Origin of the sequence: Micromonospora chaiyaphumensis (assembly GCF_900091435.1) — a bacterium.
GTDB lineage: Bacteria > Actinomycetota > Actinomycetes > Mycobacteriales > Micromonosporaceae > Micromonospora > Micromonospora chaiyaphumensis.
In genome coordinates, this window is the sequence record NZ_FMCS01000001.1 from 458,246 (window position 1) to 474,444 (window position 16,199).

Here is a 16,199-nt window from a genome sequence, read left to right on the forward strand (position 1 = left end):
GCGCGGCATTCACGATTTCAAACTCCGCCGTTGTCACGATTTCGGGGTGCGAAAATCACGCGCCGGTCATGACTCATCACACTTTGCCCACCCCTCCGCCGTCCGCAGGATTGACCTCACCCGATCAGCCGGTGGAGGCAGACGACATGGACGAACGGTACGACTCGTACTGCGCGGTCGATCCGCTGTTCTACGACTCGCTCGCCAGCTCGGACGTCGAAGCCCCCGGCTACGCGGCGGACCGCCCGCCGGCGCCCGGCTGGGAGCGCGAGGTCAAGGACGACTGGCTGGTCCACGGTCCGGTCGCCGGCTCACTCCCCTCCCAGGGCTGGAAGATCCACGTGTCGGCCCGGCTGGACAACGCCGAGCGGGTGCTGGCCCGGGTGATGGACTACTGCGAGCCCCGCGGCATCCCGTTCAAGCACCTGCGCGGTCCGCGGATGCTGCTCATGCGCAACAGCAAGTACGCCCGCCGGGCCGCCAGTGGCAAGTTCGTCACCGTCTACCCCCGCGACGACGCGGAGCTGGAGCTGACCGCCAAGGAACTGGCCGCGTTGCTCGACGGCGAGACCGGGCCGTACATCCTGAGCGACCTGCGGTACGGCGACGGCCCGGTGTACCTGCGCTACGGCGGTTTCGCCGCCCGGTACTGCATCTCGCCGGAGGGCCAGGTGGTGCCGGCCGTCGAGGACGCCACCGGCACCCTGGTGCCCGACCGGCGCGACCCGGTCTTCCACGTCCCCGACTGGGTCACCCTGCCCGACTTCCTCGCCCCGCACCTGGCCGCCCGGAACGCCGCGACCACCGCCGACCTGCCCTACCGGATCGAGAAGGTCATCCACTTCTCCAACGGCGGCGGCCTCTACGAGGCGCGGGACACCCGCACCGGGGACCGGGTGGTGCTGAAGGAGGCCCGCCCGCACGCCGGGCTGGACGCCACCGGTGCGGACGCGGTGACCCGGCTGCGCCGGGAGGCCGAGACGCTGCGCCGGCTCGCCGGGGTGCCGCACCTGGTACGGGTGCACGACGAGTTCAGCTTCGGCGGGCACGAGTTCCTGGCGCTGACGTTCGTCGAGGGCCGCCCCCTGAACAGGCTGGTGGTGGAGCGCTACCCGCTGGTCCACCTCGACGCCGACCGGGAGGCGTACACCCGGTGGGCCCTGGATCTGCACCGGCAGGTCGCCGAGGCGGTGGACGCCATCCACGCCCACGGCGTGGTCTACGGCGACCTGCACATGTTCAACATCATGGTGGGCGACGACGGGAACGTCACGCTCGTCGACTTCGAGGTCGCGACCCCCGCCGCGGCGGCCGCCCGGCCGGCACTGCGCAACCAGGCCTTCGCCGCGCCCCGCGACCGGACCGGCTTCGACGTGGACCGGTACGCCCTGGCCTGCCTGCGGCTGGCCCTCTTCCTGCCGCTGACCGCGATGCTCCGGCTGGCGCCCGAGAAGGCGGCCCACCTGGCCGAGGTGGTGGCGGAGCACTTCCCCGTCCCCCGCCATCTGCTCGACGAGTCGGTCGCCGTGATCCTCGGCGGGGCCGCGACCGGCCACACGCCCGGCCACCCGGTCGGGCCGCGGACCGACCCGGAGGACTGGCCGGCACTGCGGGACCGACTCGCCGCCGCGATCGGCGCGAGCGCCACCCCGCACCGCGTCGACCGGCTCTTCCCCGGCGACATCCGGCAGTTCGCCGGCCCCGACGGCGGGCTGAACCTGGCCCACGGCGCGGCCGGGGTGCTCTGGGCGCTGCACACCAGCGGCGCCGGCACCGACCCCGCGCACGAGCGATGGCTGATCGACCGGGTGCGGGAACCCGCGTCGGGCAGCCGGCTCGGCTTCTACGACGGGCTGCACGGCGTCGCGTACGTGCTGGACCTGCTCGGGCACCGCGGCGAGGCGCTGCGGCTGCTGGACCGCTGCCTCGACGAGCCGTGGACCGACCTGGGCGACGACCTCATGAGCGGCCTGTCCGGCATCGCGCTCAACCTGGCCCACTTCGCCGGACGCACCGGCGACCGGCGGTACGCCGACGCCGCCCGGCGAGCGGTCGACGTGGTCGTCGGCCGGCTCGGCGACGTGGAATCGGTCGCCGAGGTCAGCGGTGGCCGCCACCCGTACGCGGGACTGCTCCGGGGTGGCGCCGGCACCGCGCTGATGCTGCTGCGGATGTACGAGCTGCACCACGACGAGAGCCTCCTCGACCGCGCCGAGACCGCGCTGCGGCAGGACCTGCGCCGGTGCGTCCGGCGTGAGGCCGGCCACCTGGAGGTCAACGAGGGCTGGCGGACCATGCCCTACCTCGCCGAGGGCAGCGTGGGCATCGGCCTGGTGCTCCACCAGTACCTGCGCCACCGCGGCGACGAGGATTTCCGCGCCGCGGCCGAGGACATCCGCCGCTGCGCCGACTTCCCGTTCTACGCCCAGTCCGGGCTGTTCGCCGGCCGCGCCGGGATCGTGACCTACCTGGCCGGACGAGGTGAGCGGGAACCGGCCCGCCGGCAGGCCCGGCTGCTGAGCTGGCACGCCCTGCCCTACCGGGACGGGACGGCCTTCCCCGGCGAGCAGCTGCTGCGGCTGTCCATGGACCTGGCCACGGGCACCGCGGGCGTGCTGAGCGCCCTCGCGGCGACCCGGCCGGCGAGCCCCGGCCGGCTGCCGTTCCTCACGCCACTGCCCGGCGCGGCATCCGCCCGGCCCACCCCACCGGCCGGCGACTGACCGGCCCCACCAGCTCCCCGGGGGTCACCCCGGGGCGTCCGACCCGACGCGCACCGAAGGAGGTGACACGACATGGCCCTGCTCGACCTCCAGGGAATGGAGCTGCCGGCCGCCGAGCGTACCGGCGGGGGCAGCCAGGCGAGCCTGCTGCTCTGCGGCGACAGCTCGCTGAGCCTCACCACCTGCAAGTGACCCGGCCGTCCACCCACGACGGCCACGACCGACACACCCGTCACGACAGAAGGAGAAGGATCATGGCTCTGCTCGACCTCCAGGCGATGGAACTGCCGACGACCGAGAACCACGGCGGGGGCAGCCAGGCGAGCCTGCTGCTCTGCGGCGACAGCTCGCTGAGCGTCACCACCTGCAACTGACGGACAGTCCGCCTGGCCCCGGGCCGGCTCACGCCGGTCCGGGGCCGCGCCCGTGGAGGTGCCATGACCCCGGCCGACCGGCTCCTGTGGCGCGCCGTCGGGTCCGCCGGCTGGTGGACCCCGGTGCTGCTCGTGGCCACCGTGGCCGGGGCGGCGGCCGAGCTGGCCCTGCCCGCGGCGCTGGGCCGCGCGGTCGACGCCGCCGTCGGCGCCACCGGCGGGGAGTCCGCCGGCCGCTGGCTGGCCGCGGTGGGCGGGCTGGTCGTCCTGCTGGTCGGCGCGGGCGTGGTGCGGGACTACGGCACCGGCGCGGCGAGCGCCCGTTCCGTCGCCGGCCTGCGCCACACGCTGATCCGCCACATCCTCGCGCTCGATCCCCGCACGGCGGCCCGCCACCCGGTGGGTGACCTGGTCGGTCGCCTCGTGGGCCAGGTGGCCGACGCCGGGCAGGCCGCACCGACCCTCGTGCTGGCCGGCACTGTCCTGCTGCCACCGGTGGGCAGCCTGGTGGCCCTCACCATGATCGATCCGTGGCTCGGCGCGACCTTCGTCGTCGGGCTGGTGCTGCTGGGCGTGCTGTTGCGCGGGTTCGTCGCCGGCGCGTCCGCCGCGGTCGCCGGCTACCAGCGGGCCCAGGGGCACCTCGCCGGGCTGATGGTGGAGGCGCTGGCCGGCGCGCGGACCATCGCCGCCGCCGGTACCGCCGGGCGGGAGGTCGACCGCGTCCTGGCCCCGGTCCCCGAGCTGCGGCGGCACGGCACGCGGACGTGGACCGTGCTGGCCGGGGCGGCGACCCGGGGCGCCGTGCTGAGCCCGATGCTGCAACTGGCCGTGGTCACCGTGGGCGGGCTCTCCCTGGCCGCCGGGCGGCTGACTCCGGGAGACCTGCTGGCCGCCCTCCAGTACGCCGCGCTCGGCGCCGGCCTCGGCACCGTGGTCAGCGCCCTCAACAAGGCCGTCCGGGTACGCGCCGGCTGCCGTCGCGCGGCCGAGGTGCTCACCGAACCGGCCCGCCGGTACGGCGACCGGACCCTGCCGCCCGGCCCCGGCTGCCTGGAACTGCGCGGGGTCATCGTGCGGGCCGACGACGGCCGGCCGCTGCTCGACGGGGTGGACCTGCGGGTGCCGGGGGGCGCCCTGCTCGCCGTCGTCGGCCCGTCCGGCGCCGGCAAGTCGCTGCTCGCCGCCGTCGCCGGCCGGCTGCGCGACCCGGACGCCGGGGAGGTGCGGCTGGACGGGACGCCCCTGCCGGACCTGTCGGCGGCGGCGCTGCACGCGGCGGTCGGCTACGGGTTCGAACGGCCCGTGCTGGTCGGCGAGACGGTGGGCGCCGCCGTCGGGTGCGGCGGCGACCCGGTGCCGGTGGCCCGGGCCGCCGCCATCCACGACTTCGTCGAGCGGCTGCCCAACCGGTACGGCACGCCGCTGGCCCAGGTCGCCATGTCGGGCGGGGAACGCCAGCGGCTCGGCCTGGCCCGCGCGCTGCGGGCCGAGCGGCTGCTCGTCCTCGACGACGCCACGTCCAGCCTGGACACGGTGACCGAGTACCGGGTGAACCGGGCGCTGACCGACCGGGCGGACCGGCGTACCCGGGTGGTGGTGAGCCACCGGATCGGCACGGCCGCCCGGGCCGACCTGGTGGCCTGGGTGGCGGCCGGACGGATCCGCGCGGTCGGCACGCACGCCGTGCTCTGGGACGACCCCGCCTACCGGGCGGTGTTCCGCTCGTGACCACGGTCGATGCGGTGACCCGGGCCGCGCTGCGGGCACGGCGGGCCGCGCTCGTGCGGCTGGCCGCGTGGTCGGCGGCCGAGGCGCTGCCGGCGGCGCTCACCGGGCTGTTGACCGCCCGGGCCGTGGACGCCGGCTTCCTGGCCGGGCGCCCGGCGGTCGGGCTGCTCTGGTTGGGGCTGCTGGCCGCCGCCGTGCTGGTCGGCGCCGTGGGCACCAACCGGGCGTACGCGTGCCTCGGCGGCGTGGTCGAGCCGTTCCGCGACGACCTGCTGCGCCGGGTGGTGGCCGGCGCGCTGGCGGGCGCGACGGGCGGCCGGGTCGACGACGCGGCGGTGGGCCGCCTGACCCACCAGGTGGAGATCGTCCGGGACACCTGGGCCGGCCTCCTGACGGTGGTCCGCGGCTTCCTGTTCGCCGCGTGCGCCGCGACCGTCGGGCTGTTCTCCCTCGCGGCCCCGGTCGCCCTGCTGGTCACCGTGCCGGTGCTGGCCGGTCTCGGCCTGTTCGCGGCCGCCGTGCCCGCGATGATCGCCCGCCAGCGGGAGTACGTGCTCGCCGACGAACGCCTCACCCGGGTCGCGGTCACCGCGATCACCGGCCACCGCGACGTGTCGGTGAGCGGCGCGCGGGAGCAGGTCACGCACTGGGTGGGCCGGCACGTCGACGTACAGGCGCGGGTGGAGCGGCGGCTCGCCGCCATGGCGGTCACCCGTGGCCTGAGCCTGGCCGTCGGTGGCTGGCTGCCGGTGCCGGTGGTCGTGCTCGCCACCCCGTGGCTGGTCCGGCAGGGCCTCGGGCCGGGCGCGGTGCTGGGCGCCCTGGTCTACGTCGTTCGGGGCGTGCAACCCGCCCTGCACACCCTCGTCCAGGGCGTGGCCGCCGGGGGGCTGCGGTTCACCGTGACCCTGGACCGGCTCCTGCGGACGGCCGTCCCGGCGCCCGGCGAGGCCGTGCCGGCCGGCAGGGCGCGGCCCGCGCCGCCGGGCCCGCCGGCGCTGTCCCTGCGGGGTGTGACGTTTCGGTACGGGCCGCACGCCGACCCGGTGCTCGACGGCTTCGACCTCGACGTGCCCGACGGCGACCACCTCGTGGTGGTGGGCGCCAGCGGGATCGGCAAGTCCACCCTGGCCGCGGTGATCGCCGGGGTGCTGCGTCCGCAGGCCGGCACGGTCGAGGTGGGCGGGACACCGGTGGCCGGCGCGACGGCCGCCGAGCTGGCGCGGCGGCGGGTGCTGATCCCGCAGGAGGCCTACGTCTTCACCGGCAGCGTCCGGGACAACCTCCGCTACCTGCGGCCCGACCTGGCGGACCCGGAGATCGTCCGGGCGGCGGCCCGGCTGGGCCTGTCCGAGCTGGTGGACAGGCTCGGCGGGCTGGACGCGACGCTGCGCCCGGCCGGCCTGTCCGCCGGGGAGCGCCAGCAGGTGGCCCTGCTGCGCGCCTGGCTCTCCCCCGCGCCCCTGGTGATCCTCGACGAGGCCACCTGCCACCTCGACCCGGCCACCGAGGCGCGGCTGGAGACCGTCCTCGCCGAGCGGCCCGGCACGCTCGTGGTGATCGCACACCGGGTCAGTTCGGCGCTGCGCGCCCGCCGGGTGCTGCTGCTCGACGGCGGGCACGCGCTGCTCGACAGCCATTCGGGTCTGCTGGCCCGGTCGGCCGCGTACCGGGAGCTGGTCGGTTACTGGGAGGCCGGGGCGGAGCCGGTCAGATCCAGCCCGACTCCCGGGCGATCCGCACCGCTTCCAACCGGGTCCGCGCGCCGGTCTTCGCCATGATCCGGGAGAGGTGGTTGCGTACCGTCCCGGCCGACACCGCCAGCTTCTCGGCGATGTCCCGGACCGGATGCCCCTCGGCCGCCACGTCGAGCACCTCCCGCTCGCGGGGCGTCAGCGGGCTGTCGGCCACCTCCAGCGCCGCGACCACCAGCTCCGGATCGAGCACCACCTGACCGCGGGCGAGCAGCCGCACGCCCTCGGCGATCCGCTGCGGGGGCACCTCCCGGCTGAGGAAGCCGACCCGTCGCCCGTGCTCGGCGAGCACCGGGCGGACCCGGGCGGCGCGGCGCCGTTCCACCAGGACCAGCAGCCGCCCGCCGCCGTCGGGGTCGCCCCCGGCGGCGATCCGGGCGAGCTGGTGCAGGGGTACGAGGTCGGCGTCGACGACGGCGACGTCCGGACGGTCGTCCCGCAGCGCCTCACGCAGGGCGTGCGACGTGGCCGCCTCGCCGACGACGGCGATGTCGTCCTCGGCGTCCAGCAGATGGGCGAGGGCCCCCCGAACCAGTCGACCCTTGAGCGCGAGCAGCGTGCGGACCATGGCGACTCCCGGACATGACCCCCCGATCCTGACCTGACGTGTGCGCCCGATGACGCACCGTCAGGGAACTTAATCGAAGGTGACCGTTACGCAACACCCCTGTGATCCGCGTGTCGTCAGATCCAGCACGCGTCCCTGGCCCGCTCGGCCGCCTCCCAGCGGTTCCGCGCGCCGGTCTTGCGCAACAGGCTGGACACGTGGTTGCGCACGGTGCCCGGCGCGAGGTGGAGCCGCTTCGCGATCTCCGCGGTCCGCAGCCCCTCAGCCGCCGCCGCGGCGACCTCGCGCTCCCGTTCGCTGAGCGGGTTCACCGCGGCGTCAAGGGCGGCGAGCGCCGTCAACGGGTCGATCATGCGCTGCCCGCGGGCCACCGCCCGCAGCAGGTCCACCAGTTCCTCCGGCGGCACGTCCGTGGCGACCACCCCGCGGACCCGGGCGCCGAGGGCCCGCCGCAGCGCCCGGGCGGTGCGGCGGGCGGTCAGCACGACGACGGCACACCCGTCGGCGGCCGGTCCGGTGACCACGGCGGGGTCGTCCACCGCGTCGAGGTCCACCAGCAGCAGGTCGGGACGGCAGGCGGCGAGCAGCGCCGGCACGCTCCCGGCCGGCTCCGTGTCGCCGACCACCGCGAAGTCCGGCGTGGCGGCGAGGACCGCGACCACGGCCGTCCGCAGCAGCCCCGGCTCCGCGACCACCGCCACCCGCACCGGCGCGGAGACCGTCCCGTCCCGTACGTCGCCCACCCGGAACACTTTGCCCGAAAGGCCGGCGGATAGTCGAGTTCGCTCAGGGATGTCCCGCAGCCGGCGGCCCTAGCCTGCCCCGACAGCGCGGGCAAGCGGGCGTCGGGTCTCCGTCAGTGAAACGACCTGAGTGGACGTTCAGCCTGGACGGTCAGGCGGGCCCACCCGTCGTCGGCCCGATGGTTGTCATCCGGCAAGGTCGAACCTTCGCGCTGTTGCGAGGGTGTTCGCGCGGTTACGCAGTGACTTCAATCAAGGCCGGAACAACCACCGGCCGTGGGTGAAGGGACACCGCATGACCGCTCCGACCGGCCTGCCCCTCGTACTCTGCGGCCCGATCGTGCGCCGCGCCGACCCGACCGGCGTCACCGTCTTCGTCGCCCTGCGCGCCGAGTGCGCGGTGACGCTGACCGTCTTCGCGCTCGGCGCCGCCCCCGGCTACGCCCGCGGCGCCACCGTGGGCACCGGGACCCGGGCCACCGTCAAGCTCGCCGACCGGCTGCACGTGGCCGCGGTGACCGTCACCGGGGTGACCCTCGCCCCGGGCACCCTCTACGGCTACGACCTGGCGTTCGCGGGCGGGATGAGCGCGGGCAGCCTGTTCGAGCCCGACGTGGTGGCCGCCACCGCCGCCGCCGCCCGCACCGCGCTCACCTACCAGGGCCACCCGCAGGCGCCGGCCGCGGTGCCGGCGGTGCCCACCTTCGTCACCCCGCCGAGCGACCCCAACCAGCTGCGGATCTTCCACGGCTCGTGCCGCAAGCCGCACGGCGAGGGCCAGGACGCGTTCCCCGTCCTCGACCCGATCATCGCGGCCGCGGGCGGCGACCCGGCGCGCCGCCCGCACCAGCTCGTCCTCGGCGGCGACCAGATCTACGCCGACGACGTGGCGGATCCGCTGCTCGGCATCATCCACGGCCACGACGCGCTGCCGGCCGTCGGCAGCGAGCCGGCGGTCCCGGCGTACGAGGGGGTCGCGGCGCGGCTGGGGCTCGCCCCGGAGGCGATGCCGGTCGGCACCAGCTCGCCGCCGACCGACCTGACGTACCTGCCGGGAAAGCGGGCCACCGCCATGGCCCGGGACGCGAAGTTCACCTCCGGCGCCGCCGACAGCCACCTCATGTCGCTGCGCGAATACCTGTGCATGTACCTGCTGGCCTGGTCGGACGTGCTCTGGCCGGCGAGCTGGCCGACCTTCGAGCACGTGCTGCCCGCGGACACCCGCATCCTCAAGGACCCGCAGGACCGCCGGCCCGGCGAGACGGTCTACGACCTGATGCGCGCCGGCCGGCCGTACTCGCCGAGCGCCCAGCAGAAGGAGATCATCGAGCGCTGGGAACGGTGGCAGCGGCAGGCCCTCGCGCTCACCGGCTTCCGGGCCGGCCTGGCCGCGGTGCGCCGGCAGCTCGCCAACGTGACGACGTACATGGTCGCCGACGACCACGAGGTCACCGACGACTGGAACATGACCCGGTCGTGGGTGGACGCCGCCGTGGTCACCTCGCCGCTGGGCCGGCGGATCGTGCGCAACGCCATGGCCGCCTTCGTGGTCTTCCAGGCCTGGGGCAACACCCCGGAACGGTTCGCCGAGAGCGGCGCCGCCGGGGAGGCCGGCCGGGCCGCGCTCACCGCGCTGCGCGGCTGGTCGGCCGCGCCGAACGACGCCGACGACCTGGCCCTGCGTACCCGGTTGGGGTTGCCCACCGGGGTCACCCCGGAGGGCAGGCTGGTCCGCCCGGCCGGCGCGCTGACCTACCACTACACGGTCACCTGGCCGCGGTACCAGCTCATCGCGCTGGACACCCGGACCTGGCGGCAGTATCCGGGCGGTCCCGGCCACCCCGGCGGCCTGCTGCTGGACGACGACCCGCTCGACGCGATGCTCACCGGCGGCGGGGTGCTCGGCGACGACGGGGTCACCGTGGTCGCGCAGCCGGTGGCGCTGTTCGGCGTGCCGATCCTGGAACAGTTCGCCCAGCCGCTGGCCAAGGCCATCGCGGGCCGCTGGACGGCCGACGCCGAGGACGCCTGGGTGGCCAGCGACGCCGCCGTGCACAAGGTGCTGGCCCGGCTCTTCGCCGCCGCGCCGCCCGGCCCCGACGGGGTACGCCGCCGGCGGATCGTCATGCTCGGCGGGGACATCCACTTCGGCTCGGCCGAGCGGATCCGCTACTCGGCGACGCTCCCCTACACCTGCGGGCCAGACCGCGCGAAGCCGTACGAGGGGGTCAACCGCACCGAGGGCGTGCTCGCCGGCTTCGTGGCCAGCGCGTTCCGCAACGAGGACATGGCGACGCGGGCCCTGCACGACGTCGGCTACGTGCCGCTGCTCGACGGGACCGGCCGGATCGACCTCGTCGGCTGGGCCAACGAGCGGCCCGACAAGGAGGGCCAGCGGATGCAGGCCGGCGTGCAGGTGACCGTCGGGGCCGACGCCACCACCGGCTGGTGGGTGTCCGGCCGGCCCTCGGTCAGCGACTACGACGCCCTGAAGATCCTCGGCCGGCAGCCCGAGTGGAACGTGTACGTGCAGTTCCTCCGGCACGACGAGGCCGACCCGGAGGTCCACCGGGACGGCACCCCGGCGGCCGTGGTGGACCCGGCCGGGCTGCCACGCGACCAGGCGCTCGCCCAGTACCTGGCGGCGGCCCGCAACCTGGACCACTACAAGGGCTCCTGGGGCAACGGGAAGGAGATCGTCGGCCGCAACAACCTCGGCGAGATCACCTTCGACTGGCCGGCCGGCGAGTGCAAGACGGCCACCCAGCGGCTCTGGTGGCACCTGCCCGGGGAGAACCGGGCCGCGGCGCTCACCACGTACACCGTGGACCTGTCCTTCGGCTGCTCCCTGACCACGCCGGCGCCGTACGGCGGGTTCGTGCTGCGCGCCGGCGACCAGGACGCCACCGGCACGGCGCTCGCCCGCTACGACGGGGTCGAGCGCCCGGCGGCGCTGGTCACCGAGCGCTGGGTGAGCCGGCTCCAGCAGGACCTCGCCACTCTGGGCTTCCGCACCCCCGGCGCGACCGACGGCAGCTACGGCCTCATCACCTACTGGGCGGTGCGGGAGTTCCAGGCGTACGCCCGGGGGGAGCGCGCGGCCGTCGAGCCGGCGGGAGCGACCGCGCCCCGGTGGTCGGACCGGCTGCAACCGGTCGACGTGCCGGAGTCCGAGCGCTACCTCGGGCCGATCAGCGGGGTGGCCGACCTGGCCACCCAGGTCGCCATCAAGCACTGGCTGGACAAGCGCTGGCGCTGCCCCGTGGTGGTGGAGTCCTGGCAGGTCGCCGGGGACACCCTCCAGCGGCTGACCCAGCCGAACGTCTGGCTCTTCGACGAGGTCACGGCCACCGACCAGCGGCTCTACTCGCGGGTGGTGACCGGCCGGCCAGCCGGGGCGGGCAACCCGCCGCCCGGGCACCCGGAGCTGATCCGGCTCGGCGCGTACCGGGGGCACGCCACCGACGCCGAGTGGAGCGGGCCGGTGCTCGACCCGGAGTCGGAGCTGCTGCCGGAGGCGCTGCTGCCCCGCCCGCAGGACCACGGCACCGGGCCCACGTTGACCGCGCTGGCCGCCGCGATCGCGGCCGGCGGCGACCCCGGCGCCCGCGCCGCCCGGCAGCTCTCCACCTTCAAGGTGCTCCGCGCGGTCGCCGAGAACCGGGTGCCCGACGCGGCCGGCGGCTGGTTCGACGCCGTGTCGGCCGACGACCCGGCGGTGCTCCGGTTCGGCCCGTTCGGCTGGCGCGCCGACGGGCCGCGGACCGCGCCCACCACGCTGCCCCCGGCACTGGACATCGGTGCCGAGCCCGGCGAGATGTGGGCGTACCTGGCCTGGCTGCGGGCCACCGACCGGGACGCGTACGACGCGCTCGGCGGGCTCGGCGGGATCAACGCGGTGCCCGGCTGGGGCAAGGACGGCGGCGGGCTGCTCCACCCGGAGCTGCGGGTGCTGCGGGCCCGCCCGGCGGAGACCGACTCGACCGGCGCGGCCCGCGAATCGGTGGGCACCACGCTGGAGCTGCTCGGGCTGCGCTCCTGGCACTGGATGCACCGGTACGCGCTGGCCCTGCGCGGCCACGACGGGGTGCGCCGGGGCATGTGGACGGTCGCCCGGCAGCGGCTGCACGACCTGCTCGTCACCGACTGGGACTCGCCGGACCCGGCGGCCACCCCGACGGTGCCCGGGGTGACCGGCGCCGACGGGCAGCCCCGCCGGGCCCGGATCGGCGACCTGTTCACCTCCGAGCGGTCGGTCGCGCTGCTCGCGTGCTGGCAGCAGTACCGGGCGCACCAGCTCGTCGCGGTCGGCCCGCCCGCCTCGGTGGGTGAGAAGCCGGAGTTCCGCTCCCGGCCCCGGGCGGCCAGCGAGCTGCACACCGTGCTGACCCGGGCGAGGGCGCTGCAGAACTTCGACGGCCCGCCCACCGGGTGGACCGACGCCCACGAGACCGCGCTCGTCAGCGCGATCCGGCAGGTGGTGGGTGCCGACGCGCCGGTGGCCACCGCGCTGGCCCGGCTTGTCGACTGGCCCGTCTGGCCGACCGGGCACCGCTACACGCTGCCCCTGTCGGCGCTGCCGGCGGGCGAGCGGGCCCTTTCGGCCGCCCGCGGCTCGCTGCGGCTGGACCTGAGCGACCTGCCGCGGGTGACGGCATGACCGGCGGTACGCGAGGACGGGAGCTGCGATGACCGAGCCGAAGAACGTGCTCGCCCTGCTCTGGGACGAGATCAAGCTGTTCGCCGAGCCGGTGCTGGCCGCGTACGACCCGTGGCGGCGGGCGCGGCTGATGCGCGCGCTGGGCTGGGACCTGGAGGCGGTCAGCGGCTTCGACGCCGCGCGCTTCGAGGAGTGGGCGGCCACCGTCGGGGACGCCCTGGAGGCGCTCGCGGCGGTGCGCGACGACGCGAAGCTCGACAGCATCGCCGGCCTCACCAAGCTGGGCGAGGCCGTCGGCGGGGTGGTCGGCAAGATCGGCGACCTGCCCACCGTGAAGAACGGCCTGCCGGACGTGCCCGGCCTCGCCGAGGAACTGGCCGACGATCTGGTCGACCTGCTGGTGCTGACCTACCTGCTGCGCCGGGCGCCCTGGGTGGTGCCGCTGCTCGACCTGCTCGGCCTGGTCGACCCGGCCGCCGCCAACCCGCCCAGCGCACCGATGCCGCCGGGTGACTCGCCGGTCCGGCTGCCGAAGCGCCGCGACGAGCTGCACCTGGACCGGGTGGTCGACCTGGTCCGCGACCCCGGCGCGTACTTCCGGGACCGGTACGCGCCGCAGGGTCTGGACACCCCCGAGGGAGTGGCCGAGTTCTCCGCCCGGCTGCTGCCGCGGCTGGCCCGGGCGCTGCGGGCCCTCGGCCTCGACGCCGATCAGGGCGTCCGGCCCGACCTCGGACCCGACCAGGGCGAGGTGGGCCGGCGGCTGGCGGACAGCCTGCTGCGGCTGCGGTTCAGCGGCCTGCGCACCCCCGACGGCACGCCGCCGCCCGGTGCCGGGCTGGCGCCCTGGACCCCCACCTTCGGTCTCGGCGCCACCCTCGGGCTGGCCAGTTGGGACGGCCGGTTCACGGTGATCCTCGCCCCGACCGGCGAGGCGCGCCTGGACGGCGCCATCGGCAAGTGGACGGTCGCCACCGAGCTGAGCGGCGCCGGGCCGGCGCTGGCGATCAACAGCGCGGGCGTGACCTTCAGCGGCGACGCCGCGGTGGTGAAGTGGGCCGCCGAGGTCGCCCGGATCGCCCCGGCCGGGCAGCCCGGCTGGATCCTCGGCGCGCCCGGCGGCACCCACCTCGCCGTCGAGCAGCTCGTCATCGACGGCCGGGCCACCCTGGGCGCGGGCCGCGACGACGTCGAGCTGAGCATCCGCGCCGGACGGGCCGAACTGGTCGTCCGGGCCGGCGACGGCGACGGCCTGCTGGCCAAGCTGCTTCCCGCCGACGGGCTGCGGGTCGGCCTCGACCTCGGCCTCGCCTGGTCGATGCGCGGCGGGCTGCACCTGTCCGGCGCGGCCGCGCTCGCCGCCGAGTACCCGGTGCACCTGTCCTGGCACGGGCTGGGCATCGAGGGGCTGCGGATCGCGCTGGAGGCGTCCACCGCCACCCGGGCGCTGAGCCTGACCCTGACCACCACGGTCCGGGCCGCGCTGGGCCCGCTGCACGTCGTCGTGCAGAACATCGGTGTCGCGGCCGACCTGACCTTCCCGCCCGCGCTGCCCGCCGAATCCGGTGACCGGGCCACCGGCGGCAACCTGGGTGCGGCGAACCTGCGCCCCCGGTTCAAGGGCCCGGACGGCGTCGGGCTGCGGATGGACAACGGCATCGTCTCCGGCGGCGGCTACCTCTTCGTCGACGAGGCCCGCGGCATGTACGCCGGGGTGCTCCAGCTCGGCATGACCTCCACCACGCCGCTGGCCCCCATGAAGGGCTTCCGGCTCCAGGCCACCGCCATCCTGAACACCCGCAACCCGGACGGCAGCCGGCTCACCGAGGCCGACGGCGGGCACACCTTCTCGCTGCTGCTGGCCGGCACGTACGAGTGGTTCCCCGGGCTGATGCTGTTCTGGGGCATCTCCATCACCGGCCTCGGCCTGGTCGTCGGCTGGAACCGGCGGACCAACCCGGAGGAGGTGCGCAACGCCGCCCGCGCCGGCACCCTGGACGCGCTGCTCTTCCCGGCGGACCCGGTCGGCAACGCGCCCGCGGTCATCGCCACGCTGAGCCGGATCTTCCCGGTCGACACCACGGGCACCGTGCTCGGCGCGATGGTCCGGCTCAACTTCCTCGGCGGTCAGGTCGTCGCCGACCTCGCGGTGCTGGTCGAGTTCCCCGACCCGGTGCGCATCCTGCTGCTCGGCAAACTGGTCATCGACTTCAAGGACGCGGGGAAGTTCCGGCTCGACTCGGCCGGCATCGTCGACTTCGCCAAGCGGGAGATCAGCGTCGACGCCGCGCTGATCGACTCGAAGCTGTTCGGCCGGCCGGTCTCCGGGGAGATGGCACTGCGCGCCCGGTGGGGCGAGGGCAGCACCTTCGCGGTCTCGATAGGCGGCTTCCACCCGCGTTACGACCCGCCGCCCGGCTTCCCGCCGGTCAAGCGGTTCACCATCGCCCTGCAGAAGTCCGGCAAGGGATTGAATCTCAGCGCCTACCTCGCGGTGACCAGCAACACGGCCCAGTTCGGGGCCGAGCTGAAGCTGCACTTCGAGGGCGGCGGCTTCGTCATCGACGGGCGTGCCTGGCTCGACGTGATGTTCCAGTTCAAGCCGTTCTGGTTCACCGCCGAGATCGGCGCCACGGTGTCGCTGAAGTTCAAGGACAAGGAACTGCTGGCGGTCAACCTGCTGGTCGGGATCAGCGGTCCCGGCCCGTGGAAGGCGTGGGGCGAGGCGCGGATCAAGTTCCTGTTCTGGGAGGTGTCGGCGAAGTTCACCTGGACCGACGGGGACACCGCCGCGGCCGACGAGCCCACCTACGTCGACGCCGGCGAGGCGCTGCGCGCGGCGCTGTCCGCCCCCGAGGCGTGGGAGGTCCGCCCCGCCATCACCGCCGGGGAGCCGGTCACCCTGCGCGACCTGGCCGGTTGGAGCGGCCCCGTGCTGCTGCAACCGGGCGCCCTGCTCTCGGTGCGGGAGAACGTGCTGCCGCTGGACACCGAGCTGTCCCGGATGGGCACTTCCCGGATCAGCGGCCCGAACCGGTTCACCCTGACCGGGGTGAGCGTCGGCGCCGGCGACGACAAGCTGGCCGGCGCGCTGGGCGAGCCGGTCGAGGACGACTTCGCCCCCGGCCAGTTCCGGGACCTGTCGCCCGAGGAGCAGCTCACCACCCCCGGGTTCGTCCGCCTGGCCGCCGGCCGCACGGTGGCGCTGCCCGACGGCACGGCGCTGCCCGACACCGCGCTCACCGCGTTCGCCCCGCTGAGCGACGACTCGGCGTACGACCGGATCGTCATCGACGACCCGGACGCCGCCGGCCGGCCGCTGCCCGCGGCACGCGGCCTCGCCGCCACCCGCGGCGGCGACCTGCTGGCCCGGTTCGCGGCCACCGCGCCGGCCGCCTTCGCCGGCAGCCGCCGCGCCGGGCCCGCCCGGTTCACCGGCCCGGCCCTCGGCCTCGCCGACGCCGGCCCCGGCGACGCCGGATTCACGCCGCCCGCGCCGCGCCGCGCCGCCGACCGCGGGCCGGTCCCGGCACCGCGCGCCGCGGCCGGGGCCACCGAACCGTCCCGCCGTGCCGGCACGCTGCGCCGGCCCCGGGTCCGGGTGCCGCGCCCCCGGCTCGTCCCCGCCGAACTGGAGGTCCGCTGA

The 16,199-nt window shown here is 75.7% G+C and carries 9 protein-coding genes; 7 read left to right on the forward strand and 2 right to left on the reverse strand.

Annotated features, from left to right (window positions below; all coding sequences use genetic code 11):
- Positions 1-146 precede the first annotated feature (146 nt).
- From lanKC to GA0070214_RS02355, 5 genes are all read left to right on the forward strand, one after another.
- Positions 147-2,723, forward strand: a complete 2,577-nt coding sequence (lanKC, locus tag GA0070214_RS02335; RefSeq protein ID WP_091259829.1) for a class III lanthionine synthetase LanKC — start codon at positions 147-149, stop codon at positions 2,721-2,723.
- 72 nt (positions 2,724-2,795) lie between these two features.
- Positions 2,796-2,915 (forward strand): SapB/AmfS family lanthipeptide, encoded by a 120-nt coding sequence (locus GA0070214_RS02340; protein ID WP_091258467.1) that lies wholly within the window; start codon positions 2,796-2,798, stop codon positions 2,913-2,915.
- A 62-nt stretch (positions 2,916-2,977) separates the two neighbouring features.
- Positions 2,978-3,097, forward strand: coding sequence for a SapB/AmfS family lanthipeptide (locus GA0070214_RS02345; RefSeq protein ID WP_091258469.1), 120 nt, complete (start codon positions 2,978-2,980; stop codon positions 3,095-3,097).
- A gap of 63 nt (positions 3,098-3,160) precedes the next feature.
- On the forward strand, positions 3,161-4,828 hold the full coding sequence (locus GA0070214_RS02350; protein WP_091258471.1) for an ABC transporter ATP-binding protein: 1,668 nt from the start codon (positions 3,161-3,163) through the stop codon (positions 4,826-4,828).
- A complete protein-coding gene (locus GA0070214_RS02355) occupies positions 4,825-6,609 on the forward strand; it encodes an ATP-binding cassette domain-containing protein (protein ID WP_091258473.1) in 1,785 nt (594 codons plus the stop codon). Before GA0070214_RS02350 ends, GA0070214_RS02355 begins: the two co-directional genes overlap by 4 nt.
- On the opposite strand, the gene GA0070214_RS02360 is transcribed toward GA0070214_RS02355, so the two are convergent.
- Complete coding sequence (locus GA0070214_RS02360) at positions 6,539-7,150, reverse strand: response regulator transcription factor (protein ID WP_091258475.1); 612 nt, start codon at positions 7,148-7,150, stop codon at positions 6,539-6,541. The two genes, GA0070214_RS02355 and GA0070214_RS02360, sit on opposite strands and share 71 nt — an antisense overlap.
- A 116-nt stretch (positions 7,151-7,266) precedes the next feature.
- Positions 7,267-7,893: a response regulator transcription factor gene (locus GA0070214_RS02365; protein ID WP_139141735.1), complete on the reverse strand. Its 627-nt coding sequence runs from the start codon at positions 7,891-7,893 to the stop codon at positions 7,267-7,269.
- A 295-nt stretch (positions 7,894-8,188) separates the two neighbouring features.
- On the opposite strand from GA0070214_RS02365, the gene GA0070214_RS02370 reads away from it, so the two are divergent.
- Together GA0070214_RS02370 and GA0070214_RS02375 are read left to right on the forward strand one after the other, a co-directional pair.
- On the forward strand, positions 8,189-12,553 hold the full coding sequence (locus tag GA0070214_RS02370; RefSeq protein ID WP_091258479.1) for a peptidoglycan-binding protein: 4,365 nt from the start codon (positions 8,189-8,191) through the stop codon (positions 12,551-12,553).
- A gap of 28 nt (positions 12,554-12,581) precedes the next feature.
- Entirely contained in the window at positions 12,582-16,199 is a 3,618-nt protein-coding gene (locus GA0070214_RS02375) for a DUF6603 domain-containing protein (RefSeq protein WP_091258483.1), read from the forward strand.

Coding starts and splice junctions, on each gene's coding strand:
- lanKC (WP_091259829.1), top strand. CDS start 147: ATGGACGAACGGTACGACTCGTACTGCGCGGTCGATCCGCTGTTCTAC.
- GA0070214_RS02340 (WP_091258467.1), top strand. CDS start 2,796: ATGGCCCTGCTCGACCTCCAGGGAATGGAGCTGCCGGCCGCCGAGCGT.
- GA0070214_RS02345 (WP_091258469.1), top strand. CDS start 2,978: ATGGCTCTGCTCGACCTCCAGGCGATGGAACTGCCGACGACCGAGAAC.
- GA0070214_RS02350 (WP_091258471.1), top strand. CDS start 3,161: ATGACCCCGGCCGACCGGCTCCTGTGGCGCGCCGTCGGGTCCGCCGGC.
- GA0070214_RS02360 (WP_091258475.1), bottom strand. CDS start 7,150: ATGGTCCGCACGCTGCTCGCGCTCAAGGGTCGACTGGTTCGGGGGGCC.
- GA0070214_RS02370 (WP_091258479.1), top strand. CDS start 8,189: ATGACCGCTCCGACCGGCCTGCCCCTCGTACTCTGCGGCCCGATCGTG.
- GA0070214_RS02375 (WP_091258483.1), top strand. CDS start 12,582: ATGACCGAGCCGAAGAACGTGCTCGCCCTGCTCTGGGACGAGATCAAG.